Annotated in this window: 24 protein-coding genes and 1 pseudogene; 13 read left to right on the forward strand and 12 right to left on the reverse strand. The window is 52.8% G+C overall.

The annotated features are described in order from the left end of the window. Positions 1-3: 3 nt before the first annotated feature. The 4 genes from RUE5091_RS09440 to RUE5091_RS09455 form a co-directional block, all read right to left on the reverse strand. The gene (locus RUE5091_RS09440) at positions 4-786 is read right to left on the reverse strand and encodes an ABC transporter ATP-binding protein (RefSeq protein ID WP_058281648.1); all 783 of its coding nucleotides are present in this window, start codon (positions 784-786) and stop codon (positions 4-6) included. Next, a complete protein-coding gene (locus tag RUE5091_RS09445; protein WP_058281649.1) occupies positions 783-1,754 on the reverse strand; it encodes a branched-chain amino acid ABC transporter permease in 972 nt (323 codons plus the stop codon). The genes RUE5091_RS09440 and RUE5091_RS09445 overlap by 4 nt, the downstream gene beginning before the upstream one ends. A gap of 19 nt (positions 1,755-1,773) precedes the next feature. Next, a complete protein-coding gene (locus RUE5091_RS09450; RefSeq protein WP_058281650.1) occupies positions 1,774-2,643 on the reverse strand; it encodes a branched-chain amino acid ABC transporter permease in 870 nt (289 codons plus the stop codon). Positions 2,644-2,738: 95 nt separating this feature from the next. Beyond that, on the reverse strand, positions 2,739-3,926 hold the full coding sequence (locus tag RUE5091_RS09455) for an ABC transporter substrate-binding protein (RefSeq protein ID WP_058281651.1): 1,188 nt from the start codon (positions 3,924-3,926) through the stop codon (positions 2,739-2,741). A gap of 229 nt (positions 3,927-4,155) precedes the next feature. On the opposite strand from RUE5091_RS09455, the gene RUE5091_RS09460 reads away from it, so the two are divergent. The 7 genes from RUE5091_RS09460 to RUE5091_RS09485 all read left to right on the forward strand — a co-directional run bounded on the left by RUE5091_RS09460 (position 4,156) and on the right by RUE5091_RS09485 (position 11,082). After that, positions 4,156-4,869, forward strand: a complete 714-nt coding sequence (locus RUE5091_RS09460; protein ID WP_058281781.1) for a GntR family transcriptional regulator — start codon at positions 4,156-4,158, stop codon at positions 4,867-4,869. Between the two features lie 578 nt (positions 4,870-5,447). After that, positions 5,448-5,726: a site-specific integrase gene (locus RUE5091_RS23565; RefSeq protein ID WP_243470751.1), complete on the forward strand. Its 279-nt coding sequence runs from the start codon at positions 5,448-5,450 to the stop codon at positions 5,724-5,726. A 20-nt stretch (positions 5,727-5,746) separates the two neighbouring features. Continuing rightward, complete coding sequence (locus tag RUE5091_RS23570; protein WP_243470752.1) at positions 5,747-6,070, forward strand: site-specific integrase; 324 nt, start codon at positions 5,747-5,749, stop codon at positions 6,068-6,070. Positions 6,071-6,501: 431 nt separating this feature from the next. Beyond that, positions 6,502-7,683 (forward strand): plasmid partitioning protein RepA, encoded by a 1,182-nt coding sequence (repA, locus tag RUE5091_RS09470; RefSeq protein ID WP_058281782.1) that lies wholly within the window; start codon positions 6,502-6,504, stop codon positions 7,681-7,683. A gap of 1 nt (position 7,684) precedes the next feature. Continuing rightward, on the forward strand, positions 7,685-8,659 hold the full coding sequence (repB, locus tag RUE5091_RS09475; RefSeq protein WP_058281652.1) for a plasmid partitioning protein RepB: 975 nt from the start codon (positions 7,685-7,687) through the stop codon (positions 8,657-8,659). A 205-nt stretch (positions 8,660-8,864) separates the two neighbouring features. After that, complete coding sequence (gene repC, locus RUE5091_RS09480; protein WP_058281653.1) at positions 8,865-9,920, forward strand: plasmid replication protein RepC; 1,056 nt, start codon at positions 8,865-8,867, stop codon at positions 9,918-9,920. Between the two features lie 154 nt (positions 9,921-10,074). Further along, a complete protein-coding gene (locus RUE5091_RS09485) occupies positions 10,075-11,082 on the forward strand; it encodes a Fic family protein (RefSeq protein WP_058281654.1) in 1,008 nt (335 codons plus the stop codon). A gap of 289 nt (positions 11,083-11,371) precedes the next feature. On the opposite strand, the pseudogene RUE5091_RS23575 reads toward RUE5091_RS09485, so the two are convergent. The 3 genes and pseudogenes from RUE5091_RS23575 to RUE5091_RS09500 all read right to left on the reverse strand — a co-directional run. Continuing rightward, positions 11,372-11,566 (reverse strand): annotated as a pseudogene (locus RUE5091_RS23575) (hypothetical protein); the annotation flags it as partial. A gap of 290 nt (positions 11,567-11,856) precedes the next feature. Beyond that, positions 11,857-12,540, reverse strand: a complete 684-nt coding sequence (locus tag RUE5091_RS09495; RefSeq protein ID WP_058281656.1) for an IS6 family transposase — start codon at positions 12,538-12,540, stop codon at positions 11,857-11,859. A 295-nt stretch (positions 12,541-12,835) separates the two neighbouring features. Then, positions 12,836-14,062: a RidA family protein gene (locus RUE5091_RS09500; protein WP_082643598.1), complete on the reverse strand. Its 1,227-nt coding sequence runs from the start codon at positions 14,060-14,062 to the stop codon at positions 12,836-12,838. Between the two features lie 505 nt (positions 14,063-14,567). On the opposite strand from RUE5091_RS09500, the gene RUE5091_RS09505 reads away from it, so the two are divergent. Continuing rightward, entirely contained in the window at positions 14,568-15,602 is a 1,035-nt protein-coding gene (locus RUE5091_RS09505; RefSeq protein ID WP_058281658.1) for a helix-turn-helix domain-containing protein, read from the forward strand. 143 nt (positions 15,603-15,745) lie between these two features. Here RUE5091_RS09505 and RUE5091_RS09510 read toward each other — a convergent pair whose 3' ends face one another. After that, positions 15,746-16,309: a hypothetical protein gene (locus tag RUE5091_RS09510; RefSeq protein ID WP_058281659.1), complete on the reverse strand. Its 564-nt coding sequence runs from the start codon at positions 16,307-16,309 to the stop codon at positions 15,746-15,748. Between the two features lie 597 nt (positions 16,310-16,906). On the opposite strand from RUE5091_RS09510, the gene RUE5091_RS09515 reads away from it, so the two are divergent. The 4 genes from RUE5091_RS09515 (at position 16,907) to RUE5091_RS09530 (ending at position 21,306) form a co-directional block, all read left to right on the forward strand. Beyond that, positions 16,907-18,163 (forward strand): Hsp70 family protein, encoded by a 1,257-nt coding sequence (locus tag RUE5091_RS09515; RefSeq protein ID WP_058281660.1) that lies wholly within the window; start codon positions 16,907-16,909, stop codon positions 18,161-18,163. Between the two features lie 89 nt (positions 18,164-18,252). Beyond that, positions 18,253-19,266, forward strand: a complete 1,014-nt coding sequence (locus RUE5091_RS09520) for a glutathione S-transferase C-terminal domain-containing protein (RefSeq protein WP_058281661.1) — start codon at positions 18,253-18,255, stop codon at positions 19,264-19,266. Between the two features lie 271 nt (positions 19,267-19,537). Next, entirely contained in the window at positions 19,538-20,401 is an 864-nt protein-coding gene (locus RUE5091_RS09525) for an SGNH/GDSL hydrolase family protein (RefSeq protein ID WP_131726294.1), read from the forward strand. 326 nt (positions 20,402-20,727) lie between these two features. Further along, positions 20,728-21,306 (forward strand): hypothetical protein, encoded by a 579-nt coding sequence (locus RUE5091_RS09530; RefSeq protein ID WP_243470753.1) that lies wholly within the window; start codon positions 20,728-20,730, stop codon positions 21,304-21,306. Positions 21,307-21,635: 329 nt separating this feature from the next. Here RUE5091_RS09530 and RUE5091_RS09535 read toward each other — a convergent pair whose 3' ends face one another. From RUE5091_RS09535 to RUE5091_RS09545, 3 genes are read right to left on the reverse strand one after another with little or no spacing between them, the layout of a single operon-like run. Next, positions 21,636-22,985 carry a sensor histidine kinase gene (locus RUE5091_RS09535; protein ID WP_058281663.1) on the reverse strand — a complete coding sequence of 450 codons (1,350 nt, stop codon included), beginning with the start codon at positions 22,983-22,985 and terminating at the stop codon, positions 21,636-21,638. Further along, positions 22,985-23,644, reverse strand: a complete 660-nt coding sequence (locus RUE5091_RS09540; protein ID WP_058281664.1) for a response regulator — start codon at positions 23,642-23,644, stop codon at positions 22,985-22,987. Before RUE5091_RS09540 ends, RUE5091_RS09535 begins: the two co-directional genes overlap by 1 nt. A 9-nt stretch (positions 23,645-23,653) precedes the next feature. After that, a complete protein-coding gene (locus tag RUE5091_RS09545) occupies positions 23,654-23,959 on the reverse strand; it encodes a hypothetical protein (protein ID WP_058281665.1) in 306 nt (101 codons plus the stop codon). A gap of 654 nt (positions 23,960-24,613) precedes the next feature. Here RUE5091_RS09545 and RUE5091_RS09550 point away from each other — a divergent pair. Next, positions 24,614-25,648: a hypothetical protein gene (locus RUE5091_RS09550; protein WP_058281666.1), complete on the forward strand. Its 1,035-nt coding sequence runs from the start codon at positions 24,614-24,616 to the stop codon at positions 25,646-25,648. 193 nt (positions 25,649-25,841) lie between these two features. Here the strand turns inward: RUE5091_RS09550 and RUE5091_RS09555 are convergent, their stop codons facing one another. Continuing rightward, on the reverse strand, positions 25,842-26,030 hold the full coding sequence (locus RUE5091_RS09555; RefSeq protein WP_131726295.1) for a hypothetical protein: 189 nt from the start codon (positions 26,028-26,030) through the stop codon (positions 25,842-25,844). Positions 26,031-26,129: the final 99 nt, after the last annotated feature.

Genomic DNA, 26,129 nt, shown 5'->3' on the forward strand with positions numbered 1-26,129 from the left:
GGCTCAGATCCCGATCTCGTCATCTGCGCTGCCCAGGTAGGCTTCGATGACCCTTTCGTTGTTCTGAATTTCCGCCGGCACGCCTTCGGCAATCATTTCGCCAAAATTCAGCACCACAATCCGGTCGGAAATATTCATCACCGCTGGCATGTCGTGCTCCACCAGCAGCACTGTAACACCCCGGTCATCGCGGACCTTGCGCACCAGATTGACCATTTTCATGGTCTCGTCGTGGTTCATGCCCGCAAAGGGCTCATCCAACAGCAAGACCTTGGGGTCAGTGGCCAATCCGATAGCGATTCCCAACGCCCTCAGGTTACCCTGTGGCAGGTTCGAGGCCTGTTCATTCCCGATCTCGGTCATGCCGAGGAATTCAATCAGGTCGTCGGCATATTGCCCGAAACTGTCGACGTCCTCATGTGCCGTCCTTGTGCCCCAGAAATATCCCGCCAGGGAGGCCCGGGCGCGCAGGTGCTGGGCAACAATAATGCTTTCCCGCACGGTCATCGACTTGAAAATCGTCGTTTCCTGAAAGGTGCGAACAACACCCTTGCGCGCCACCACATGTGGCTTCAGATTCGAAATCCTTTCACCCTTGAACAGTACCTCACCCGTCGTCGTGGGCAGAAAAGACGAGATCATCTTGAACAGGGTGCTTTTGCCGGCCCCGTTTGGCCCGATCACCGAAAGGATTTCGTTCTCATTGACGTTGAATGAGATATCGCTGTTGGCAATCAGACCACCAAATTTCTTGGTGACATGGCGGACTTCCAGAATATGGCTCATTTGTCCGCTCCTTTTTTGCCCGGCAGACGCAGACTAAGTAGGCCGTTCGGCAGAAACAGCATGAGGATGATCAGCAAACTGGAATAGGCCAAAAGCTGGAAGCGACCGAGTTCGAACAAAAGGTCCCAACCGAAATACAGCACCAAGGTGCCAAGCATCGGACCAAAGACATAGCCCAACCCGCCTAGGAAACAGTTCAGCATGAAGTTCACACTGTCGGCGACCTGAAAGCTGGAGGGATAGACCGACTGCGCGATTGAGCCGAACATGGCCCCGCCAATACCGCCCAGAAAGGATGAGATCGCAAACACAATGACCCGGATATACGAGATGTTGACGCCGATGGAGCTTGCCAGTTCCTCATTTTGCTGCATCGACCGGCACAGGTGACCAAGCCGCGAATTCACCAGGCGGTACATTGCGCCGAAGGTCAGCACCATCAACACGCAAGCCGCGTAGTAGAAAGCCAGCCTTGGGTTTTCAAGCGTGGCGAAATCGGGGATCAGAGTCAGACCCAGGATTGACACACCACCGGGCAACGGGATCGAGGTGATGCCCTTTGCCCCATTGGTGACAGGCAAGGCCAACGCGGTCAGCGTAACCACCTGCGTCAGAACCAGCGAGATCATCGCAAAATAGACACCGCGCAACCGCAAGATCGGAACCCCGATCACGATCGCTACACCGGCGGCAAACAACCCAGAAAGTGGCAGGGACAACCAGAAAGACATGCCCACCTTCGTCACCAAGATAGCCGAGACATAAGCCCCAATAAGGGCAAAGGCGCCCTGACCGATATTGATACGACCGATATAGAAGGTCAGCCAGACACCCGCACTGGCGATAGACAACAACGCCACCGCGGTCAGGGTATAGTACAGGTCTGATCGCCCAGCGGCCGCGATAAAGCTGGGCACTGCGATAAAGATCGCCAACAAGAACACAGCCAATCCTATCCATTGGATCATTTTGAGTTTTGGCACTGCGTTATCCCCACGGTTTGCCCATCAGCCCTTGGGGGCGGATGGCCAGGAAAATCATCAGCGATACGAAAATCAGCAGATAGGTGATGTCGCCATATTGCGAGAGAACGGCCAGACCGATGGCTTCGAGAAAGCCAAGAATGATACCGCCGGCAATCGCGCCTGATATTACGCCCGCGCCGCCGATCATCACCATCATGAAGGCCTTGATCGAGGTTGGTCCGCCCATCCCCAGATTGACGCCCGTGATGGTCACCAGCAATCCGCCGACCAGTCCAGCCAGCATCGCGCCCAGGGCAAATCCGATCATGGAATAGCGGGCTACGTTAACACCCATCAGCTGCGCTGCGGTACGATCCTGTGCCAAGGCTCGCAGGGCGCGTCCGGTCTTGGAATACTGCATGAACAGGATGAAAGAGACGATCGACAGGATGGCCAGAATGCAGATCAGAATACGGTCGTATGGCATGATCAGCCGGAAGTCCCAGTTGAAAACTCCGTCTACAATTTTAGGAACACCGCGCTGTTTCTCGCCAAAGACCAGCAGGATTATCGCATCAAACAGAAACGCCAGACCGGCCGCCAACAACATGGTGCTTTCCTCGCGGGAAGATCGTCGTATGACCGGCGCAAAAAGAAAGCGCTCGATCAACGCACCAAGCACGGCCAGCGTTATGCAGGACGCCAACAGCGCCAGCACAAACGGCCAGCCCAGTTGCCCGTAAAAGGTATAGGTGACAAAGCCGCCAAGAACATACATCTGCCCATGGGCAAAATTCAGTACGTTCATCAATGCGAATATCAACGTCAGTCCAAGGGCGATCATCGCATATTGCGCGCCCAGATAGATGCCATTTGCTAGTATCTGTTCCATGAGTGTCCCGCGTAAGGTTCGGGTGTCCCGGGCCGATTATCGGCCCGGGAGAGTGAGTAGCTCGTTAGGTTTCTGTCTTGATTGGGAGTATTGCCTCAGTCGACTTCGGCGACAAACAGCGTCTCAAACGCGCCGTCCTGATAGACATTCACCACCAAGGGAACGGCAATCTGGCGCTTTTGCCCAAATGACGTCGAACCCACATACCGCATTTTGGCGTTGCCCTTCATAAAGGGGTTTGGTGCTTCGAAGGTGTCCATGGTTGTCTGGAACGCAGTAACGTCCTCGATACCCGCAGGATTGGCGTTCAGCGTCGCGAGAATGTATTCCAGCGCATAAACCTTGGTGTTGGACTCGTCGTTATATTCACCGAACATATCGGTATAACGTTTGACGAACTCCTTCATGTCATCCGAAGCGATTTCGGGCGTCGAAGCACCACCGACGGAAATAAATCCATTGGCCAGGTCCCCTGCCCCTTCCCGCAGAACCGTCGCATCCTGCGCGGTTTCGGTCGAAATGAGACCCTGGAACCCAAGTTCACGCGCCGAGCGGATCAACTGAGGCGCATTGGCCGGAGAAACACCGGACAGAACCAGCAAATCAGGCTGCGTGCGCATGACCGGTGTCAACACCGGCGTGAAATCAGTGGTATCCACCTGGTAGGTCACGTTATCAGAAACAACCTCAAGACCTAACGACTTGGCAGCCTCGACACCACCATCCCGTTGGCTCAGCGGGTCGGACTCGTTCGCGGCAACGAAAGCAACGGACGTTACGCCCTTTTCGTCCTTCAGGTATTTATAGATCGCCGGGCCGGACTGATAATTTGCGACCATGCCCAAAACCGCATTCGATGCCGGGGCGGTGTACAGCTCTTTTGGGAAGGCATAGGGGAAATACATGATCCCCTGCGCTTCGGCGACGGGGCGTACCGCTGCGGCACCGTCATCCACGTTTGGCCCCACTACATAGTGGATGCCCTCTTGCGCCATCTTCTCCATACCGGCGATTGCGCGCTTGGGATCTTTCTGATCATCAAAGGAAACGATTTCGATATCGTAAGTGGTGTCGCCGATCTTGTATCCACCGGCCTCATTTATCCAATCTGCCCGCGCTTCCATTGAGCGCTGATTAGAGATCCCCCAGGCCGCAGCTGGACCAGAGGTTACTCCGACAAAGCCTATCTTTAGCACCGGATTTTCAGCCCAGGCTGCCGATCCGAGGACGGATGCGGCCAAAGCCAAAGCAGCCGATGATTTCATCAGATTTCTGCGTTTCATTATTTCCTCCCTTTTGAGGTCTCGGCGCCTCTTTCGGGCGCTTAAGAAATAAACCGTGTCACAGGTCGAATCCCGGTGAACAGGGCAATTTCTGCATTGTTAACAATCTATGTCAACATTTTTTGTTTGCAGTAAGATTGATATTGTCGACACAAACCCGATATATTGTCAGGAGAAAGCCTTACAGCTATTAACAATTTTCAAACCAATTCCGCCGGTATGGAACCAGATGACAAACGAAGCTGAAGACAAGCTTGACACCTTGCGAACAGATCCCGACGAGCAAATGATCGTCGACCGGATTTACTCGGCCGTTATGGAGCAAAAGCTTGCGCCCAGAACCAAGCTGAGCGAACTGGCATTGTGTGAGACCTTTGGTGTTGGCCGGATGCGCGTGCGCCGCGCGTTGCTTTTGCTCAGCAGTCAGGGAATCGTCGATCTCCAATCTAATCGAGGCGCCTATGTTGCCTGCCCCAGTGCTGACGAAGCCCGCGAGGTTTTTGTTGCCCGCCTGATGATTGAAACCGGGATCGTGCGGGAACTGGCACGCTGCATTGGCGAAAATGACGTTCAAGCCCTGCGCGCCCATGTCGAGAAGGAAGAGCTCGCCCGCAAAAGCGATGACCGAACCGAAGTCATCCGCCTTTCGGGGGCCTTTCATGTCGAACTAGCCGAGCGCCATGAAAACCCGGTTCTGACCCGCGTTGTACGCGAATTGGTAACCCGAACTTCTCTGATCGTCGCGCTTTTCGGAACAAACCAGGCCTCAACGTGCCCGGATGATGAGCACGCATCAATTATCGACGCCATCGTCAGCGGAAACCCACATTCCGCTGAAGAAGCCATTCGCCATCACCTCTTGCACGTTCAAAACAGTTTGGATTTAGAGCAGACGCAAAAGGCGGAACCCGACTTGGTTAAGATTCTTACCGGACGTATTTAATTTGCTTTTGGTTTAAAAGCTTCCGCATTTTTAACTTCATTTTTTCATCTTTTTGCACACAACATTATCCAAGCTGAATTTGCTTTATCAATCCTAATAAGTATCGCTAATCAAATGTGATTAATTTTGCCTAGACAGCCACGCAGAATGACCACATGAAGCCCCCCTATCCCATATCTCCCGACCGTCTCCCCTGCCCTGTCGCGGGCAGATCAGGACGCGCTCAACGATCTTTATGTCCACGGCACGCCACCCAACACGCTGCGCCTATGAGCGCGATTTGCTCTATGTCACCGCCTGGAAGACAACCCGGTTCTATCTGGCGCTGCGCTAGCCGGAGAGCGAAGCCACGGCACTGGCCTCCATTTTCGATCTCGCCCGCGATCACAGTGACGCGCCAGAGGAAGGTGTTGCGCGTGAGACGGCCGAGACGCTTATCGCACAAGGACTGCGCAAATCCCTCGCCTGCCCGGCCCCGTCGACGCTGGAATGGCGCATTTCCTCCTCGCTGACCTACCACCGGATGAAGAACCTCTCCTCCCTGTTTGACAGCCCGCAAGTGAAACAGACCCGGTCCAATGCCCGCCGCCCGGCCCCCGGCCCAAAAATCCGCCCAGCCGATCACCCGCGACTTTCTGGAAAGGTTTCTGGCCACCTGCCGCGGTTCCCGCCGGGATTGCCGCAACCGGGCGCTGCTGATGTTGGGCTGGACCTCCTGGGGCCGGCGGCGGTCCGAGATCACCGGGCTGCGGCGGGAAGATGTCAACCTGAAGGAGTCCGACGAGGAAAGCCTGGTCGGGATCTCACTGCTGGAGACCAAGACCACCCAAACAGGAAGACGCCGCGGCTGGTGCTGAAGGGTCGCACGAGACAGGCGTTGGTGCATTGGATCGAGGTGGGGCAAATAGTCAACGGGCGGCTGTTCCGGCCTACCTCCAAAGCCGACCGGGCACTCAAACGCCGCCTCAGCCCGGATGCGATCTATCAGCTCGTCAAACACCGGCTGGCACTGACCGGGTTGCCTGAAGGCTTTGCCTCGCCGCAGGGGTTGCGTTCTGGGTTCATGACCCAGGCTGCGCTGGATGGTGCACCGATCCAGGCCGCCATGCGCCTCTCCCAGCACCGCTCCATGGCCCAGGAGCAGAAATATTACGATAACGTCGATATCGCCGAAAATCCGGCGTCGGATTTGTCGGGGTGAGTGCTACCCGCCCTGCCCCGTCAGCATACTTATCAACATCTGTCGCGAAAACTCGCCAGTTCAGTGTTTAAGCCGCGTGAAGTATAGCATTCGCTTGGCTACTTTTTTGAAACTTAAGAAAGGTGTGAGCGCATTGCTGTGCACGTATATTGGCCTTGCTGAGTTCAAAGAAGCAACAATGCGATCGAGGTCAGGCATCCGTCAAAATACAGGTTCCGAGACTGAATTCATATTAGTACAATGCAACCTCCAAGCGCTTCTCAAGTGCTCAGTAGGGACGTGAGTTAACAGCTGTTAACTTCAGAACGCTTGTGCGGACTTCATAACAACCCACAAGTTATTGATTTTTCTCTTGACATGAATCGGAATACGAGTGCCTAAATGTACTCAAGTTGCGCAACCATACAAAAATGAGCAGGAAAACTGCAACTATGCTACAGACCACACCAATTGCTGCGACGACGCAGTCTCACGTTACACGTGAAATATCCGATCGTCTACAAGTTGCACTGACGACCCACTTAACTCAGGCGTATTCTCCTGAGCTGTCAAAGACCCTCCGCCTCTTCAGTGCGACAGAGGTCGCCGACCTGTTTGGCACAACCGGGCAATTCTTGCGAAAAGGCCATGCTGAGGGCTCCCTTCCAGAGCCGGAAGTCAACAAAAACGGCCGACGTTTTTATTCCGGCACCGAAATCAAAACGATGCGCCAGATTCTTGAGGGCAGCTCGAGAAAGCCCGGCAAGTACCTCCCCGGCCGTCGGGACAACGACCGGCTTCAAGTCATTCAACTCATGAACTTCAAGGGTGGTAGTGCAAAGTCCACCTCAGCCATTCACCTATGTCACTATCTTGCGCTTCAAGGTTATCGCGTTCTGGCTATCGACCTGGATCCACAAGGTAGCTTGACCGGATTTTGCGGAATTCAGCCCGAGATAGAGTTTGAAGGAAATTCTATCTATGATGCTTTGCGCTACGAGGATCCGGCCCCAATGCCCGAGTGCATTCGGGCCACTTACTTCCCCGGCCTGGATCTTTCCCCCGCTCAGTTGATCCTGTCTGAGTTTGAAACGGAAACTGCTGTCTACGCCCGAAAAGGTGTCCCCTTCTATAATCGGCTCGCCAACGCAATCGAGACGGTGGAAGCAGACTATGATGTAATCATTATCGATAGCCCGCCTTCTTTGGGTTTCCTGACGCTGGCGGGGTTATTCGCGGCAACGTCTGTCATCGTGCCGCTGACACCGAGCATGTTGGACGTAGCCTCTACGCAGCAGTTTCTTGAAATGACTTCGGCATATCTGGAAGAGTTTGAGAACTCGGGGATTCCGATCGTCCATGACAATTTCCGGTTCCTCATAACCCGGGACGACCCCTCAGACACTCCATCTCAACAAATTGTTAGCTTAATGCGGGCGTTGTTTCAGGATCGAGTAATCGGTGCAACCGCTCTGCGAAGCACTGCCATTGCTGATGCCGCGATGCTGAAAATGACAATGTACGAAGTCGTTCGATCGGAAATGACGAGATCGACCTATGACCGCGCCCGGTCAAGTATGGATGCCGTTGGGCACGAAGTATCAAACATGATTCAAACCGCATGGGGCCGCTGAAATGGCACTTAAACAAAACAAAACCAGCATGGCTGCAGCGATTGCAGCGGCAGCCGGAAACCCGCCAATTCCACCCACGAAAACGGAACGCGCCAACGCGGCGCTTCCTCGCGGCACCATAGCTTCGGTCCGTGTTGGAGCCGGCGGCATCCAAGACATCGATACCTCACTCATTTTGCCGTGGGGTCCAAAAGATAGACTTGGGATCGAGTTAACACCTGTTAACTCCGAGGCTGAACCAACAGTCGATTCAGCTGTTCTTGAACTTGCTGAAAGCATCAAGGACGCAGGAGGCCAACAGGTTCCCGTCCTGTTGCGTCCTTCTGAGGACGTCGACGGTCACTTCGAGGTCATCTACGGTCGCCGTCGCATCTTAGCTTGTCAGCATCTGAACCAACCTGTTCGCGCGCTGGTAAGGACACTTGATGATAAGGAAGCGCTTCAGGCAAAGGGTCTGGAGAACTCTTCCCGGGTCGACCTCAGCTATTACGAGAGAGCCCGGTTCGCACGCGAAATTTTAAACCAGGGATATGACCGCTCGGAAGCGATCACAGCTCTAGCGATTTCCAAGAACACGCTGTCACAGTTGGAGCGAGTTACAAACGATATTCCGGATGATCTCGGGGATATGATTGGCCCAGCACCGAAATCTGGGCGGCCCAAGTGGACAGCACTCGCCGATGCGTTGCGGAAAGGAGTCATAACGGCGGAAAAGGCTAAGAAGCTTTTGCAGACGCTCAACGTTGCTAATTCAGACGATCGGTTAACCAGGCTCCTAAGCAGTTTGACTCTCAAGAAAAAAGCACAAGAAGTCCGACCAGCGCCCGACGTCGTTATCAAGACCAGCAATTCGGCGGTGAACATGACGATCAAAAGGGCAGGGGACAATGAAGCCTACACGAGTTGGCTTTCGGACAACCTTGGACAAATCATTCAAGATTCCTACGAGCGCTTCAAAGAAAGTGCCGAGGAGTAAGCGAGTTAACATCTGTTAACTCTATATGAGGCAACGAGCAAAAAGGAGAATAGCAAAAAGAAACCCCCGAAACCTGAGGCTCCGAGGGCTGAAAACCAACTAGTGGTTATAGATTAGACACCTAAACCCTAACAGCCCACGAATCACGACACAATAAAAAACGCCTCTGGGTGAACAGGTTTTCTTTGTCTGCTGACAAAATCTCATGAAAACACTAACTGCATTGGCTCCAAATGGAGCGACCTTGTCGAGAACGGCAGGGCAGGGGACTATTGTGCCCAAAAAATGGAACCTTCTGCGCGCCGTTGAAGAGGCCAGAGAACCACTTGGGTTAAAATCCACAACTCTCAATGTCTTGAGAGCGATGATTTCCTTTGTTGGCGGTGATCAGATTGCCGCGGACCAGGATGATCATCACATTTGCTTCGCTTCCAACGCGGCGATCGCCCAACGAACTCATGTCAGCGTGCAGACAGTTGAGCGTCATATCTCGACTCTGGTTGAGCTTGGACTTATCCGCCGCGTAATGAGCGCAAACGGCAAGCGATGGGCGCGCCGGGATCGACAGGGCAGGGTGGTCACCGCAACTGGGCTCTCGTTGATGCCTTTGTCTGAACGGCACGCTGAGTTCATCCAGGAAGCCCAGAGGCATGCCGATCGAGTTCTGGAGTTCACTATACTCCGCGACAAGGTTTCCGCCGCTCTGGCGCGCCTTAGGGACCTCGTAGCAAATGACACCGCGATCTCTGATTTGATGACCACCGTACGCAATGCTCTGCGTCGCAAACCAGATGCGAATGTACTCAGCGAGCTGCTGGCAGAAATCTCTGTGGAAATCTCTGAGGTAACACAGACAGATACAGAAAATTTGAGGGCCAGTGACAGTGAAATTGAGGGGCACAAAGAAGACTCTTTGAATCCGGAAGTTAAGAAAGAAAATCTTTCTCAGATTCAGGTTTCTCCAGACCAAATGGAGCGCAGTTTTCCACGGCTATGCTCAGAACTACGCTTTGCAAAAGATCAGCAACACTGTGAACGGCTTATGGATGATATCGCCGAGTATCTAAGGCTTGGCAAAACCTGGTATGCAATGAAATCAACGTTTGGCCCTGCTATTCGCTTTATCGTTCTCGGATACATCTTTCAACGTGCTGAAAACATACAATCTCCAGGTGCTTATCTGATTTCGTTGCTGGCCAAGATCGAAAAGGGAGAGCTGTCCCCAATGGCAATGCTGTCGCGGACTTCCAATGCCACATAAATTTGGGGAAACAGGATGAGTTTTCCCGTTTTCAGATTACACGTCCAATCATTGATCGGATTGAAGGGTTTAAAAAAGGTGAGCAATATGATTGACCTCTATAAATCACACAGCGACAAATAGTGAGCTATAGAAAGGAAACTTATACGTCACGATGTGGAACTGGCAGTACCCTGATTGGCCGGCTTTTCGCTACGATGCCGCAAGACTCGAGCCCTACGAGCGACAATTCCTGTTGTCTTCAGGGGAAGTTATTGGAGCGGTTCGTCATGTGAGTGCATCGGATCGAGATCAATTACGTATTGATCTGCTGAGTGAAGAAGTGATGAAAACCAGTGCGATCGGAGGTAAGATGCTGGATGTTTATTCCACCTATTCGGAACCACTGTCACACGACACCCTATTTTGGTGGCATGACATACTTCTGTCTCATGACAGGCATCTGGAAACAATTGGAGCGTACCGGAGCCATGAGGATGCGATGCAAATCGTCTCAGGCAGGCTCGACCGCCCAATGGTGCATTTCGAAGCGCCATCATCTCATCAAGTTCCGGCTGAAATGGACCAGTTCGTAACCTGGTTCAACCGAACCGCACCAAATGGTCCCGAACCATTGCGCGCACTGATCCGGGCCGGATTGTGCCATCTATATTTCGAGAGCATTCACCCTTTTGAAGACGGCAATGGCCTGCTGGGTAGGGTGCTGGCTGAAAAGTCCTTGGCGCAAAACATCGGTCAGCCAAGCCTGATTGCTCTTGCTTTCACAATCGAGCGAGAGCGGAAGGCTTACTATGATCAGCTCGAACGCCACCAAAAGACTCTAGACGTGACTCCATGGCTTGTCTGGTTTGCCGAGACAGTCTTTACGGCGCAGCAAGTGACGCTAGAGCGCGTAGGCTTCTTTATTGCAAAAACGCATTTCTATGAACGTCACCGTGATCAGTTCAACGCCCGCCAAGACAAGGTAATCACCCGTTTGTTCAAAGCTGGGCCGGATGGATTCAACGGCGGACTGAGCGCCGAGAACTATTTATCGATCACGGGAACATCGCGCGCCACGGCAACGCGGGACCTCCAGGATCTAGTAGAGAAGGGCGCTTTGATACGAACGGGTGAACTCCGGTACACACGCTATTGGCTAAAGTTGGTCCGGGACGAGTAGGGAGCTGAAAGGTATACAGCGGACATTCCGACCTTTCGGGCTGGCGTTTGCAAACTATGCCGAGGGGCCATTTGGTAGTAAGGGAACTGTCGCAAACTCTGATCCCGGTCGAGACGGACCGACACTCGGATTGATTAACCTACCAATTGAACAAACTGCTGGTAGGGAGAGATTCCTGGCGTGCGTTGACCCCTCCGGATCATGGTGATCGTTTCGATCCCCGCCAATGTGGATTCCGCTGAAGTGACGGCGTTGAAGCCCAACTTTGGGCGGATTCGGCGTTGTATGCACGGCGGGCCCGTTCCGCGACCAGAGGCGCGAATTTGATGATCCAACGGTTCAAGGTCGCGTGGCCGACCGATACGCAGCGCTCGGCCATGATCTCTTCAAGATCGCGGTATGACACGCCGTATCGCAGATAGAAAAACACCGCGTGCAAGATCACATCCTTTGGAAAAGGCGCGCCCTTAAATGAAATTGCCACGATCTACCGCCCTCTGTTTTGGATGTTCCCTTAACAGACCATCGATCAGATCGGCAGACAGACTACAGAGTTTGCGACAAGGCCGTAAGCGCAGTTGATTTTTGTCACATAATCTGTCTGCTAATGTGGTGTGCAAAATATGAAAATTATGCGCACCGCAATGGTTGCGCTCAAGAATTTGCTTCAAGTGAAGTCGAGTGAATTGTGTCGCAAAACTTTGATGAGGTGAAAGTCGGGGTTCTGTCGCAAACTTATCAGATGGCAGAGCATCAGTGGAATTGGTGAGCAGTTTATCCTGCCAGTTGGATGAACTGCTGAAACGGACAGAGTCCGGTCGTGAATTGACCTTTGCGGATCATGTTGACCAATTCTATGCCTGCCAGGGCAGATGAGGCTGCAGCGAAAGATTTGAACCCCAGCATGAGCCTGATCCTTCGTTTGATGAAGCGGTGATCCTGTTCAATGATGTTATTGAGGTATTTCCGCCTCACCATCTCAATCGGGATTGGACAACCGAAGCTCTTGAGCATCTTATTGTTTGCCTTGATGCCGGCCGTGTTGGCACCACTTTTGTCAATGACGATCTTGCGCGGTAGACCGTTCACCTCAAGCGCGCGAGCGAAGAACTTCGTCGCAGCGGCTTTATTCCGACGCTCGGACAACGTGAAATCCAGGGTCTTGCCGTGTTTGTCGATCGCTCGGTAAAGATAAACCCATTCGCCTTTCACTTTCACGTATGTTTCATCCATGCGCCACGAACGGTCTGCGGGACGCTTTCTATAGCGTGCTGCTTCCGCAATGAGACCAGCATATCGACTGACCCAGCGGTTCAGCGTCGCATGATCCAGATCAACGCCGCGTTCCGCCATGATTTCTTCCAGATCCCGGTATGAAACACCGTAGCGTAGGTAGAAGAAAACCGCGTGCAAAATCACGTCTTTCGGAAAATGCGCGCCCTTAAATGAGATCGTCACGGTTTGCTCCTGTCATATTCCAGCCCGCGTTATCAGAACTGCGTTCGATCTGACAGGTGAGGACGGAGTTTGCGACAGAACCGTTCGGCCATGATTTCTTCTAAGTCACGATAGAAAACTGTGTGCCGTAGATAGAAATACGCAGCATACAAAACTGCTGCTCTGGGCAAATGGCAACCCTTCAATGAAATCATACTGAAACCTGTTCGAAAACTACGCAACAGGAAGAAACGTCAATTTCCACTCGCCAATCAATCAGGCGCCGAAGTTTGCGACACATTCCTTTGGAGTAAATTCACGCGCCCATATGATTCTCGAGCATCGCGATGACCTCGATCTCGATCACCATGTCTTCGTAGACCAGGTTGGGCACCGGGATGCCTGTCGTGGCTGGGCCGGGGGCGGTGTATGAATTGGATCGGATCAGCAGGTTTTCGTGTAGCGCTTCGGCTGAGGCGCTGCCTTGATAGAAGGTGGTGACTTTGATCACGTCGTTCAGAGTAGCGCCAAACTCATCCAACACGCGAACCACATTCTCCATTGCGATGCGGGTTTGGGTGACCATGTTGCCGGGTTCCAGCACTTTTGCCTGTGTATCCAGTGCCACCTGACCGCCCACATGGATGAGCTGGCCGGAACAGACTCCGTGTTTGTAAGGCAGTGCCGTGGTCCAATTCCAATGCCCGTCAGGCCAGGCATGGCGAATGCGGCGCGCTCGGGGGACGCAAGCGGTCGCGGCGATGCGTGTGGTCAGCCCGTCATGGGGAAAGGACGGCACGGGAATGCCGGTGGGCGCCGGACCGGGCTCAGGGAAGTAATCGGCACGGATGCGGGCTGAAACTTCCCAATCTTCTGCTGTGCCGTCGCCAAGGTAGAACGTGTTGACCTTGACTACATCCTGCATCCCCGCACCTGCGGTCTGAAGCGCGTGGGAGAGACGCTCCATCATCAATCGGGTTTGCGCCACGATATCGCCGGGATGGATGACCGATCCGTCGGAGGAGCGGGCGGTCATGTCACCGGTAAAGATCATGTCGTTGCACTTCACGACATGCGAGAAGGCCCTAGGCAGAGGCGACTGGGCATCGATGTGGTAATTCTGGCGGGGTAGAGCGCTGCCATTAGGCGCGCGCATGGCGACGCCTTCGATTTCGCACAGCATGTCAGGGTAGCAGAGTTCAGGCAGGTTGATCAGGTTGACCACCGGTTTGACCTCATGTCCGATGATGTCGGCCAGCAGGTTCAGCAACCGGACTTCATCACCCGCGTCACCGACGTAATAGACAACCAGTCGCACCAGATCGGTGAAACCTACGCCAAGGTCGGTCAGAAGATCCTGCATATAGGCCATCGAATTGCGTACCTGGGCATCCAAATCGCCGGTGTTGCGTACGGTTCCTTGGGAATCCAAATCCACCTGCCCGCCAGTAAAGACCATGTCGCCCGCACGCACTGCGTGGTGGTGCGTCAGCTTTACAGGCCAATCCCAGTGTTCCTCGGGAAAGCTGTATCGCCTGCTCATCGAGTGCCTCCTGATTGTTCGATGCCTGTAAAAGCGCAAGTATTCACAACGCCGAAGATCTGGCCAGTGGTTTCTGAAACACTCATGTGCCAGCAGCACATGCTTGCGAATTTGAGCCCTTTCCTACCATTTGTCACGCAACCACCTTTCGCTTTTGCAATACAATGCGAATTGCGGGAAGCGGACATTGGAACTTCCACTCTTAAACGGCAGAGGAGCGGGACAAAGCCGTCATCTGAGCCAAGCTCTACAATGACTAAAATAGGTTGAAATCGGATATTGTGACTGGACTTTGCAGGTTCGCAGACGCGACAAACTCGACTTTTGGTCGTGTCCGTCCGGTTAATCTGACCTGACGCGCTTGATAGAGGGTGTCTAAGTATCCACCATCGTTAGCGGACACCACGGGGCACTCTATGAATAAGCGGAAGAGAGCGATAGATTTGAGTGCAGTGAAAAGGGCTCAGATTTCAAAGGGCGCCTCAGTCTCGGGCGGTATAGAGATATGAAAGAGAACAATGTGAATTCAGATAGTCAATCTTGGAGTGTTCCAGGTTTTGGAGTGCATCACGTTGCCAAGCTTCTTGAGAACCGTGGTTCAGATATTATAGCGCTGCTGAGATCGGCAAACCTGCCCGTGGATATTCACGAAACCCCGCCGAATTTGGTCGATGTTCGGAATGAGCTTCGCCTCCTGGAGCTCGCCATTGAAGAGACCGGAGACCCCTTGTTTGCGGTCTCTGCGGGAAAGACGTTCAACCCCAGAAAGACGACACTTCTCAGCTATGTCGTGCTGAACTCTCCGACCGTTGGCGAGGCGATTGAGAAGGCTGTGACCTACGCTCGTTTGGCACGAGGCTTTGCCAAAATGTCTTTCTACGAAGAAGAGCGCGGTATGTTCCTCGAGATAGATTACGTTGCTCAACTGATGCGTGCTGATGGGGCGCATAATGAGTTTCGGGTTTCTGCCTTTTTAACCAGCCTGCAAATTGCGGCTGAATCGCGCTTGCCAGTCATTGAGATACGTTTTCCGCATGAATTGACCGAAGAAGGACAGTCCCAGATTTCCGACGCTTTTTCGATCAATGCCAAGCATAGTCAAAGAGTCCCAGGTATCCTGTTTGATAAGGCCGTCATGGATATTCCGGTAAAGGACACGGATCCCGCTTTACTGCTGCATCTTGAAACACATGTGCAAAATCTGATGAAGGAGTTGTCCCCAACCATCGGTGAAACGAGTTCCTTGGTGCAGGGTGAAATAACGTCGCGACTGTCATTTAGTGCACCGACACAAGATGAAATCGCGAATACTCTCGGGATGAGTGTTAGTACACTTGGACGCAAGCTTGCGAAAGAAGACACGACCTACAAACAACTGTTAAAGGACACGCGACACAGGCTGGCCGAGCAGTATCTGGATGACCCTAAGCTCAGCCTTTCCGAGATTGCATTTGCGCTCGGGTACTCTGATCAGGCTGCGTTTACCAATGCTTACAAGACTTGTACAGGCCAATCCCCGGGCAGTGTTCGAACTGGTTAAGGTAGTCTCGGGAAATGCACGTCGGCTAAATAAACGAGCTGGGGCAAGCAAGTTGACCAAAAGTTTATCCTGCGAATGGCAGAAACTTTTGGTCAACTTGGCCGATTTTTTGGCTCAGATCGGAAAGTCTCAAGCCGCAGCACCTATTTACGAGAGGGGTCGCAGCCAAATGGATTGTCGCCGGTGCAGTCATAGCAAAAAATGGTCTGCTGCAATTCGGTGTTAACTTTGGGCGTAAATTCAGTACTAGCAGCTGCTGGCGAAGATGTTGACGGAGTATTTCGATTGCCAAATTCGCAACTGTGATCGTCCCGCGAGTCAGCTAGGGACATTCCAGCACTCAGAACAACGGCGAATGCGGCGATAGATGTGATCAGTGTCTTTTTCATTTCTTGGTCCCTTTTGGTTGAGCGTTGTTGATACGCTGTGTGTGAGACCAATCTGGCAATCTGTGGGTCAGATTTATTGCGCTGGCACGTCAAGGTTTTGCGAAAAGACATCAAGTTGACGACCATTCGCGGCGGCTTAACAAGGAAGCGGATAGTTAGATTGCCCAAAACACATGAAAATAGACAAACTGAAGTATTTTGACGCATATCCGCCGGGAACAAGCGATCAATCGCAGTATCCATATGCTCTAGTGAGGCCTGCACGTCGGGCAACAATGCTTCTCTCAATGCCGTTAGCCGAGCCGCATCGAAATCCATAGGAATGGTCAATGCGCAGAAATTCAGTGGTCAAGGAATGTGCAAGACTTTCTTAAATGGCCCAAAATAGGGCGTTTGCGGCTCCTACAAACCCCAATACTGCTATTGCCCCTGCTGTAAGTATGCAAAAAACTTCCAATGCACTGAGTTTCATATTCGCCCCCCTCAGAACGTTTCGCTGGGGATAGAGCAACTCTGACTGTCTGCATAGAAGCTGTATGTCTACGTAGCGAAAACCTGCTTTTTTTGCGGCGCATGTTCGCTCAGGTTTCAATTTGATGGCCACTGTTAAAGGCTGTTTGGTAGCTTTGGTGCTTGACCTGTCGCTTCTTTGCATCACCAGATGTTGTCGTCAAATACGTTTAGGCCATTCCGGCAGTTCCAAGCTGCAAACTGTCAGTTGCCGGTTTCACGACCTAACAAATGTACTTTTCCTGTTGCCATTGTTGGCGCGGAGCGGGGTCGAGCGCGGCCGAACGGCCAGTGGCGCACCGACAGCGTCGCGATTTCGATCCGCAAGAGCTCATCCCTTGACCCGGACAGAAGAACACTTTAGGCGCTGTTCCCCTTTGCTCAGACATCTAGGAGATATGCGCCATGGCCCTTAACAGCCCGTGGATTGGCGTTGATTTTGGTACGTCGAACTCGGCCGTGGCCTATCTGGACGCAGGCACACCGCGTCTTGTGCGGTTCGATGATACAGCCGTGACCTTGCCTACCACTTTCTTCTTTGATTTCGACGCGCGCGAAACTCTGATCGGCGAACAAGCCAACCATGCGTTACTGGATGGGTTGGAGGGGCGGTTTATGCGGGCGCTCAAGCGGGTTCTGGGTACCCCGCTAATGCATGAAAAACGCCAGATACTGAATGAACGGCTGACCTTTGTGGACATTATCGGATCATTTTTGCGCAGGCTGCGGGAAGAAGCCGAGGTCGAGCGGGGTGTCCCTTGTACACGCGTCGTTTCGGGACGCCCGGTGGTGTTTCATGGCGCAGACGATCCGCGTGAAGCGCAGGCCGAGGCTGATCTGCGCGCTTGCTATCTGGCTGCTGGGTTTACCGACATTCGGTTCTGCTTTGAACCGGCGGCCGCGGCTCTGGCCACCAAGGCTGCAGCGCAAAGCGATTTTATCGGGCTGGTCGTGGATATCGGCGGTGGGACATCGGACTTTTCGGTATTTCAAACCCAGGCGTCAAAGGTCGAGATACTGGCAAATCATGGTGTACGCATCGGCGGCACCGATTTTGATCGCGCAATCAGTATAGACCGGGTGATGCCGTTGCTGGGCAAAGGTTCGATGATCCGAAATGTATTTGGGGGCGGGGTGTCGCAGGCACCTAATGCGATCTTCAATGAGCTTGCGACCTGGGAAATGATCCCTTTTCTCTACACTGCAAGGAACCGTCGCATGGTGGAAGATATGCTTAGGCTTGCAGACTCTCCCGAGAGATTGGCGCGGCTTGCTGCGGTGTTGGAACACGAATTGGGTCACGAAATGGCCTTTGCGGTTGAGCGCGGGAAAATTGCCGTGAATTCGGGGGTAAGCGACCCTGTGGTCTTGTTGGATATGCTTGAAAAGGGATTGGCCGCACGGTTAAGCGATGCCGTAGTGGCAGAATGTCTGGCCTCTCATGCCTTGCGAATTGATGCCGGGGCCCACGAGGTGCTGCGTCAGGCCGGTTTAACCGCAGGTCAGATCGACCGTGTGATCTATGTCGGAGGGTCCAGCCTGATGGCTATCGTGCCGAACACAATGCGCAGCGTGTTTCCTGCGGCCGAGCATTCCTTTGCATCCGTCTTTACCGCAGTGGCCGAAGGTTTGGCGGTTGTGGCAGCGCGCGCGGATGAATAGCAATCTGTTTGTGGAAAACCGTGTAACGACGCAGGTAACAGGCCAGGCAAATAACTTGCGTTGCCAGCGCTGCAACTGAAAGTGAGAGCATGAGCAACGACATTTCCACCGAGGAAAATCAGACTGAAATAGACCGGCGCAGGGCACGAGGCGAATTCGTTCGTGGCGTCAGCGGCTTTCGTCATGCAATCGGGACACCCGAATTTCCCGCTGAGCCGGGTCGTTACCATCTGTTTGTGGCGTTGAATTGCCCGTGGTGCCATCGCGTAACACTGGCGCGATCCATATTGGGGCTGGGTGACAGCATCTCAATGGATGTCGCCTTCCCCAACCGCACCGGCGACGATGACCCGGTTGGTCCGAACCTTTGGGAGTTCACACCTGATCGGGTCGCCTCGTTGACGGGCGCACCTTTACCAGAATGTACGGTAGACACCGGAACCGGCGCCGGGCTCAGATTGGCAAAAGAAATCTATCAACGCGAAGGCTCGGATGAGCAGTCTCTGCCGATCCTGTATGACAAAATCACAGGTCGTATCGTCAACAACGAAAGCGCAGAAATTGTCCGCCAGCTTGATGCCCATGCGGGTACTTTGGGGGGGTCTGACGACAGGCCGACCATTTTTCCCAAGAACCAAAAGGTTCAAGAAGTCATCGCTGCCCTGAACGAACGCATATTTGTCACGATCAACAATGGCGCCTACAAAGCGGGCTTTTCTTCGGATCAGGCGATTTATGAGCAAGCTTTCACTGCTTATTTTGAAACGCTTACCTATCTTGACGATTTGCTGTCTGATGGTCGTTCATTTCTGACCGGTGATACCTTTACCGAAGCTGACCTGCGCCTGTTTCCCACCCTGTTTCGCCACGACCCTGTTTACTACCTTCGTATGAAGCTGAATGGTGCCCGCATTCTCGACTACGTCTACCTTTGGCGTTGGCTTTGCCGTGTCTATGCGTTCAACAGTGTTGCCAGCGCGGGTTCTATGACCCATTGCCGTCAGGGGTATTTCGGGCGCTCATGGAATGGTGTGGTTCCCTTGGGGCCCAATTTTCCGATGCGCTATCCCGATGCCTATCAGCATCCTGAGTTAGCCGTGTAGCGGAGGAAACTTTTGAACAGTTTGAATGGAAGCGTTGGGCCCGCGCGCTTTATTCCGCGCTGTCACGACACTTGATGCGAATGCAGACTGCCGAGTTTGCATCGCCTGGACGTCAGGACCCTTAGAACTGGGTCTCTACGTTTCATCGCATTAACGGGTACCAGACTATTTCACTGACTAGGTGTTGATTGGTGTTACCGCGCGTTATCCCCCATTATGGTGCGCGTCATGGGCATGATACGGACACGGACGGGTGAACGAAGGTGAATGTGTGACAGTGTTCAGAGTTTCAGTTTTACGAACCTTGTTGGTTGCTATTTCGACTTTCATTGCTCCTCCGGTTTTGGCACAGCCGGACATATTGATTTTGGGTGACAGCCAGATTTCATTCGGTGCAGGCAAGGAATACTTGCGATTTTTCGATCAACTGTCTGATCGCTGCAAGATAACGCCCAAACGCAAAAAGATTTTGAGCAAGCTTGGCGATCGGGAGACTGCCGCTATCGGTGTCCGCTCGACCTCGCTGCAGTCGTGGACAACGCCGGATGGTGCCACAAAAGGAGCGATCTGCGATGTCGACAAGAAATTCGGAGTCAATGCCGGAGCTTATGGCATAGACGGAAACCCCGACCGTGTTTTCATTCAAATCGGAAAAGGGGACGCTTATCAGTTTTGCAAGCCGAAACAATCTGCGTTCGTGGCGATGTTTGAAGGCGGGTATTACGATCCGGAGTTGCTGGTTTTGACTTTTCTGGGCAATTCCGCCGATCGGTGGGCGAATTCTCCTGAGCTTGCGCTACAGGATGCCTACCGAACTTTGGAACAGATACCGGATAACATTCCATGTGTGTTTATCTCCAGCGTGCCTGTCTATCTTAAAAAAACTAATGACAAACGAATGAAGGCGCAGACAGAAATCGCCCGTGCCTTTCGGAAATCGGGGACGCAATGCGCCGTCGTCGAAGGGTTTAACCGCAAGACCCGCAAAAAGATTGAAGGAAAGCCCGTCTATTTCAGGCGCAACGATGCGGGTCAGGTTACGGATCCTCACCATCCAAGCCCGGCTGCGATCCGGGCATTTCTTGACATCAATTCGGTCGACATCTGCGATGCCGTATTCTCGACCTTGGAATAGCAGCAAAAATTTAGGGGGATAAGCGGTTGCTCAAACAGACGGTCGCAATTGTTTTTGCCATGGCTTTCGGCACTCAGGAGCTGAGAGCGGAAAAATTCACGTCACCCGAGATTCTGATTATCGGAGACAGCCAGATATCCTTTGGTTCAGGCCCCGCGTTTTTGGAATTCTTTAGTGATATCAAAGATCACTGCCACCCTGACGACCAACAGAAAAAGCACCTTGAACGCCTTGGGCAAATGCGTGTTGGGGTGATTGGTGTCAGGTCCAGTTCAATTGACTCGTGGACCGCCCGATCAGGACCTGCAAAGGGCACGATTTGCAAAGTGGACCCGAAATGGAAGGTGAACGCGGGCACTTATGGGTTTGTGAACAAGACTGGCAATAAATATGTCCAGATAGGTCAGGGGAAAGAATACCAGTTTTGCGCCGCCAAAACCTCACCGCTCGAAGAGATGCTGAGCGATGGCTATTATGATCCTGAACTTATTCTGATGTCGTTTTTGGGCAATTCTGCCAAACGGTGGGCCAACGACCCTAACGCTGCCGTCAGGGATGTAGAGCGCCTTCAAGCTCAACTACCACCCGATCTGCCTTGTATCTTTATGACCACAGCGCCAGCCTACAAGAAAAAGATCGTTGAATTGCGACTGCGCGCCCAGAAGAACCTTATGGACGCGTTCAAAGTTACGGGATTGCGATGTTCTTTTTTACCTGGTGCAACACCGGAAACGGTTGCTGCCAACCAGGGCAACAAACACTATTTTCGTCTGAATAAGAAAGGTATGGTCAAGGATCCCTATCATCCGAACGAAGCAGCCGCCAAAAATTTCTTTGCGCTGGAAATGGACCAGATATGTTCGGCTATATTCGATCAGATCGAACCGACTAAAGAACCAAGCTAGACCGCGTTGGCAAATAATACCGGTCAGCGCCTGTGGATTTACGTGTGCCATCTCTGAAAAGTGATGCTTTCTGGCTGTTCCAGACGGTTACGTAGAATCGAGGATGACTACATCGCTTGCACAAATGGAGTGATGACGGTCAAAGCGAATGATCATTGGCTTGCCGCAACTCTTCCGCCCGTATTGGCATTGCTTGAATCGGCCCAAGAATAGCCCTTTGGCGGCAATTCCGTACTAAAGTGAGTTAGGTTTGGACGACGAAATGCGTTGCTGAACCGACCTATTCGGTTTGAAACAGGTTTCCAGTTTGGGCAAGCATGCATGGGTCTTTACATTAAAGCTGTTGCGATATTGGTCGGAATGGCCACCCGACATTTCAATCCCCCAAGCGAGTCCGACGTACCCAATTCCAAGTGAGCCCCGTAGGCCGCCAATAAATCGACGGCAATTGCCAATCCTAATCCGCTGCCTCTGACAGAAGTGTCAAGGCGACCACCGGATCTAAGAGCCTCTCGTTGTGCTTCTTTCGGAATTCCGGGACCGTTATCTTCTATACAAATTTCTATGCAGCCCTGCTGGCGCATTGCGGTGAAACGAACTGTGCTGCGAGACCACTTGACCGCGTTGTCCAGCAGGTTTCCAAGAACTTCTTCAACGTCCTGCGTGTCCATGCGCACCCAGAGGTCAGGATCGCGTTTGACCTCCAGTGTCTTGTTGTCTCTTTTGGCAATCGTCGAAAACAACCGTGTCAACCTGTCTACAGAATGGGAAATGTCAGTCCGTGAATGCGAAAGTTCTGCGGTGTTCATTGCCCGTAGCCGGGCCAGCGACCGACCCAGTTGAGCATCAACCCGGTCCAGTGCTTCTTGGGCGATGTTGGTTTCGATGCCGCTTTCGGACATGCTCTGTAATTCATTACGAAGAATGGCGGTCGGGGTCTTTAGTGCATGGGCCAAATCGGCCGCGTGCCTGCGTGAACCCGACACAATATCTCTGTTGCGTCGCAGGAGCTGGTTCAAGTCCTCTACCAACGGGGATACCTCATTTGGATAGTCCGTCGGTTTCAGATCATCATCCGAGTCCCAGCGATGGGTCACATCGGTCCGCAGTTTTCGAAGTGGCCCCATGATAATCGACATAAGCAATAGCGAGCTTGCGACACCGATCAGACCCACAAGTCCGAACACGGGCAACAGATTGCGCTGTGCTGACAGCCTTTCATTGATCAACAGAGTTTGGTTCTCGGCAACACTGACGCCCCAAACAGTCCCGTCTTCGTAGGTTATCTTTTGATAGGCGCTGCGCAATGCCTCATCTTCCGGACCCGGCGTATTCCATAGCGTCACGGTCTGTGGGGACGCGGGCGGTTCGGCTATTGTTTCATCAAACAGAGACGTTGATGTGAAAATCTGGCCGTCACTGCTGGTGACCTGCCAGTATCGGCCTGAATAGGGTGCGCTATATGATGGATCGAACATGAGATCGCGCAGGGCCTCAGGGTTTTGAGTCGTAACGCTTAGCCCTACTACAAGCTGCGTGTGACGATCCCTCAGTGCCGAGTCAATCCGATTGGAAACCCGTGAATCGATGTAGGACAATACCGCCAATGTGCCCACGATCACCGACAGGGCCCCGGATGCCAGCCCCCCAACCAATGCCCGTTGACGCAGTGATAACATTAGCCCGGATCGATCATATACCCACGACCTCGAACCGTGGTGATCAGGTCAGGCCCTAGTTTTTTGCGCAATCTGTTGATGAAAACCGCGATGGTGTTCGAGTCCCGATCGCCATCATATTCGTAGATATGTTCTGAAAGCTCTGTCCTGGGGATCATACGTCCGGCGTTATGGGCCAGATAGGTCAGCACAGCGATTTCCTGAGCTGTCAAATCAACCGGAACGTCGTCCACAGTCACCCGTCCGTTGCGCGTGTCGAGCATGACGTTCCCCATTTCGATAACAGGGTTCAGTTGCCCGCTTTGGCGACGCAGAATTGCACGTACACGCGCGGCCAATTCAGGTAAATGGAAGGGCTTGGTCATGTAATCATCAGCGCCGGCATCCAATCCGTCGACCCTTTCGCTCCAACCGTCGCGGGCGGTCAGGATCAAAACCGGAGTTTTGATGCCGGCATTGCGCCATTCACGCAATACAGAGATGCCATCCCTTTCGGGCAGCCCAAGATCCAGGATTATCATGTCGTAGGGTTCAGTCGTGCCCAGATATTGCGCGTCGGTGCCGTTGTTCGCAATATCAACAACCCGTCCTTCAGCGTTCAGCAATTTTTTAACTTGGTCGCAAAGGTGCGGTTCATCTTCAGCGAGGAGTATTCTCATATCTTATGTCTATAGATGTGTAAAAATTTTGTAACCACTATTTATTGCCGTTCCCGTTGCCCCCGGAGTTTCCATTTCCACCTGAGTTTCCGTTCCCGTTGCCCCCGGAGTTTCCATTTCCACCTGAATTTCCGTTCCCGTTGCCCCCGGAGTTTCCGTTTCCACCTGAATTTCCGTTCCCGCTGCCACCAGAGTTGCCACCGGCGTTGCCGCCGGAATTCCCTCCACCATTGCCGCCCGAATTTCCGCCCCCGTTGCCCCCGGAGTTGCCATTGCCCCCAGAATTTCCACCTCCGCCACCGCTGGCGTTTCCATTGTTGTTTCCACCCGAGTTGGCGTTCGAATTTCCACGGGCATTTGCCGAATTGCCGAGATTACCCTGATTGCTGGCTGTACTTTGGGCCGCTGATCTGGCCGCGGCTCCAGATGTAGCTTGCGCAGCTCTGGATATTTGCCGCCCGATGTTTGAGCGGTTGGGTACAACTACGCCTGTTTGCGCATTGACAATGACGCTGAGGATGTTCCCGTTGGGTTTTTTAACCAGAATTCGGTAATAGACCTGATCTGTTTGAAAGGCGCGTGCATCAACCGGGGTGCCGCCAAATACCCGCTCGACACCTTTGATGACTCTCTTCAGCCTGATAGCATCACCGGATGAAGTCGCTCTGCGCAACTCAGATTGCTTCAATTCGCGCGGGGCAGCATTCCCGTCTCCGGTCTGGAGAAAGGTTGCCAGGCAAACGATGAGTATAAGCTTTTTCATCTTAACTAATCACTAACGCGCAAATACAGCAAAATTCTACCATTTTTAATGTGAACTGGTGATGAATGGTCGGTTCGTCGCAGGTTCAAGGGCAATGGGGCTAAATTGAGTTGTTTATTTCTGATTCCAATACAGCCGCTGGCCCCGCCAGATCCTTTGGACAGGCGCTGATATTGAAACAACGTTCTCAACTAATGAGGTCCGCTATGACCACTAAGTCAACCGTATTTTTGAAGGCTGCCGCCATCGCAATTGGCCTGATGGGATGCACCGCGATTGTTGGAGCTTTCTCGGTTCCGGACGCCGCATACGCCAAAGAGGGCAAAGGAAACGGCGGAGGAAACGGGAATGGAGAAGGCGGCAAAGGAAAAGGAAATGGTGGCGACAGAGGAAATGGAAAAGGTGGAGGAGGGAAGGGCAAGAGTAAAGCTGACGCCTCGGGAGCGTCGAAGAGCCATGGAAAAAACTCCGCCGGACGAGCTGCTGGGAAATCGCATTTGAAACAGGGCTCGGGACAGTCCAAGACTGGCAAATTTTCTTTAAAGGGCCTGTTTGGCGGCAAGAAGAATGGCACCTCGAAAGTGACGCAAAAAAACAGTCGAGTTAATCGCGTGTCTGTGGAGCCAACTCATGTGGTCAAATCTGTCCGTCCGAAGGTTCGGACAAAAAGATATAAGATGGCCGATCTGTTGGGCGTGCATCCATCGGCACTGGGCGCGCTAAACGCCGCGAACGCGAGCGAAACAGCGTTGAACAATGCAGCGCCCCATTCGCGTGTCGGTCGAATTGCCCATTACAGGGATACTGTCTTGGCGGGTGAAGAGCTTCGGGAGGAGCTGGAGGAAAAGCAGAATGAACTGAGTGACCTGACCCCACCCGAACGTCCGATTTCGGACATCGAGGAAGATCTCGAAGCGGCTGTTGAAGATGTTCAGGAAAACAAGGACCGCGTAGATGAACTCGAAAAGGAACTTCAAGAAGCGGGTGGATCCGACCCGGATATTGAAAAAGAGCTCGAAGAAGCCAATGCCGCTTTGTCTGAATCGATCGAAGAGGCTCAGAATCTGAGCGACGAACAGCAGTCTGCTATTGAGTACGAAGAAACGGCGACAGCGGTTGAGGATCTGACACATGCCGTCGAAGACCAGGCGATAACCGAACGCGAAGCGCTTGAAAATGCCGCGAATAAACCCGTTACAGATGAAGTTGAAGCTACAGTGAAATCAATACTCGGACTTTAAAGGTTGTCAGATTCTGTCGCTGAAAGAGCCGGTATTGGTCCGGCAAACAGCGCGCCGCAAATAATGTGGCCTCTGATTATTGAGTGTAATGCGATTTTTACTGAAAAGCCCGCTCCGATCGGAGCGGGCCGCCGCCTTTTATTTTTCGGGTAGGACGTGGCCCGAAAAAAACCGCCGAAATCATGCCCGGCGGTCAGGCGTTCCTTTTCGTCGCATCAAGTCGCTTGTTGCTCACGATTTTCAGCAGAGCCTTTTCGACAGGAGGAAAACGACGGTCATTCGATTTCTTGGCCTTTGGTACGTCTTTTCCCAAAGTTGGACGAGTTGATTTTATTCCAGCGATCACGTTGTTAAGAGCGTTTTCTGTGGCAGTCTTTCTCATGCTTGTCCCTTTCCCGGGATAGAGCGCGTTATGCAGACTCAGATCGATCAGATTAGTATGCGTGATGTTGGTTGAACCCTCCGAAAATACCGTATTCAC

Origin of the sequence: Ruegeria denitrificans (assembly GCF_001458295.1) — a bacterium.
GTDB lineage: Bacteria > Pseudomonadota > Alphaproteobacteria > Rhodobacterales > Rhodobacteraceae > Ruegeria > Ruegeria denitrificans.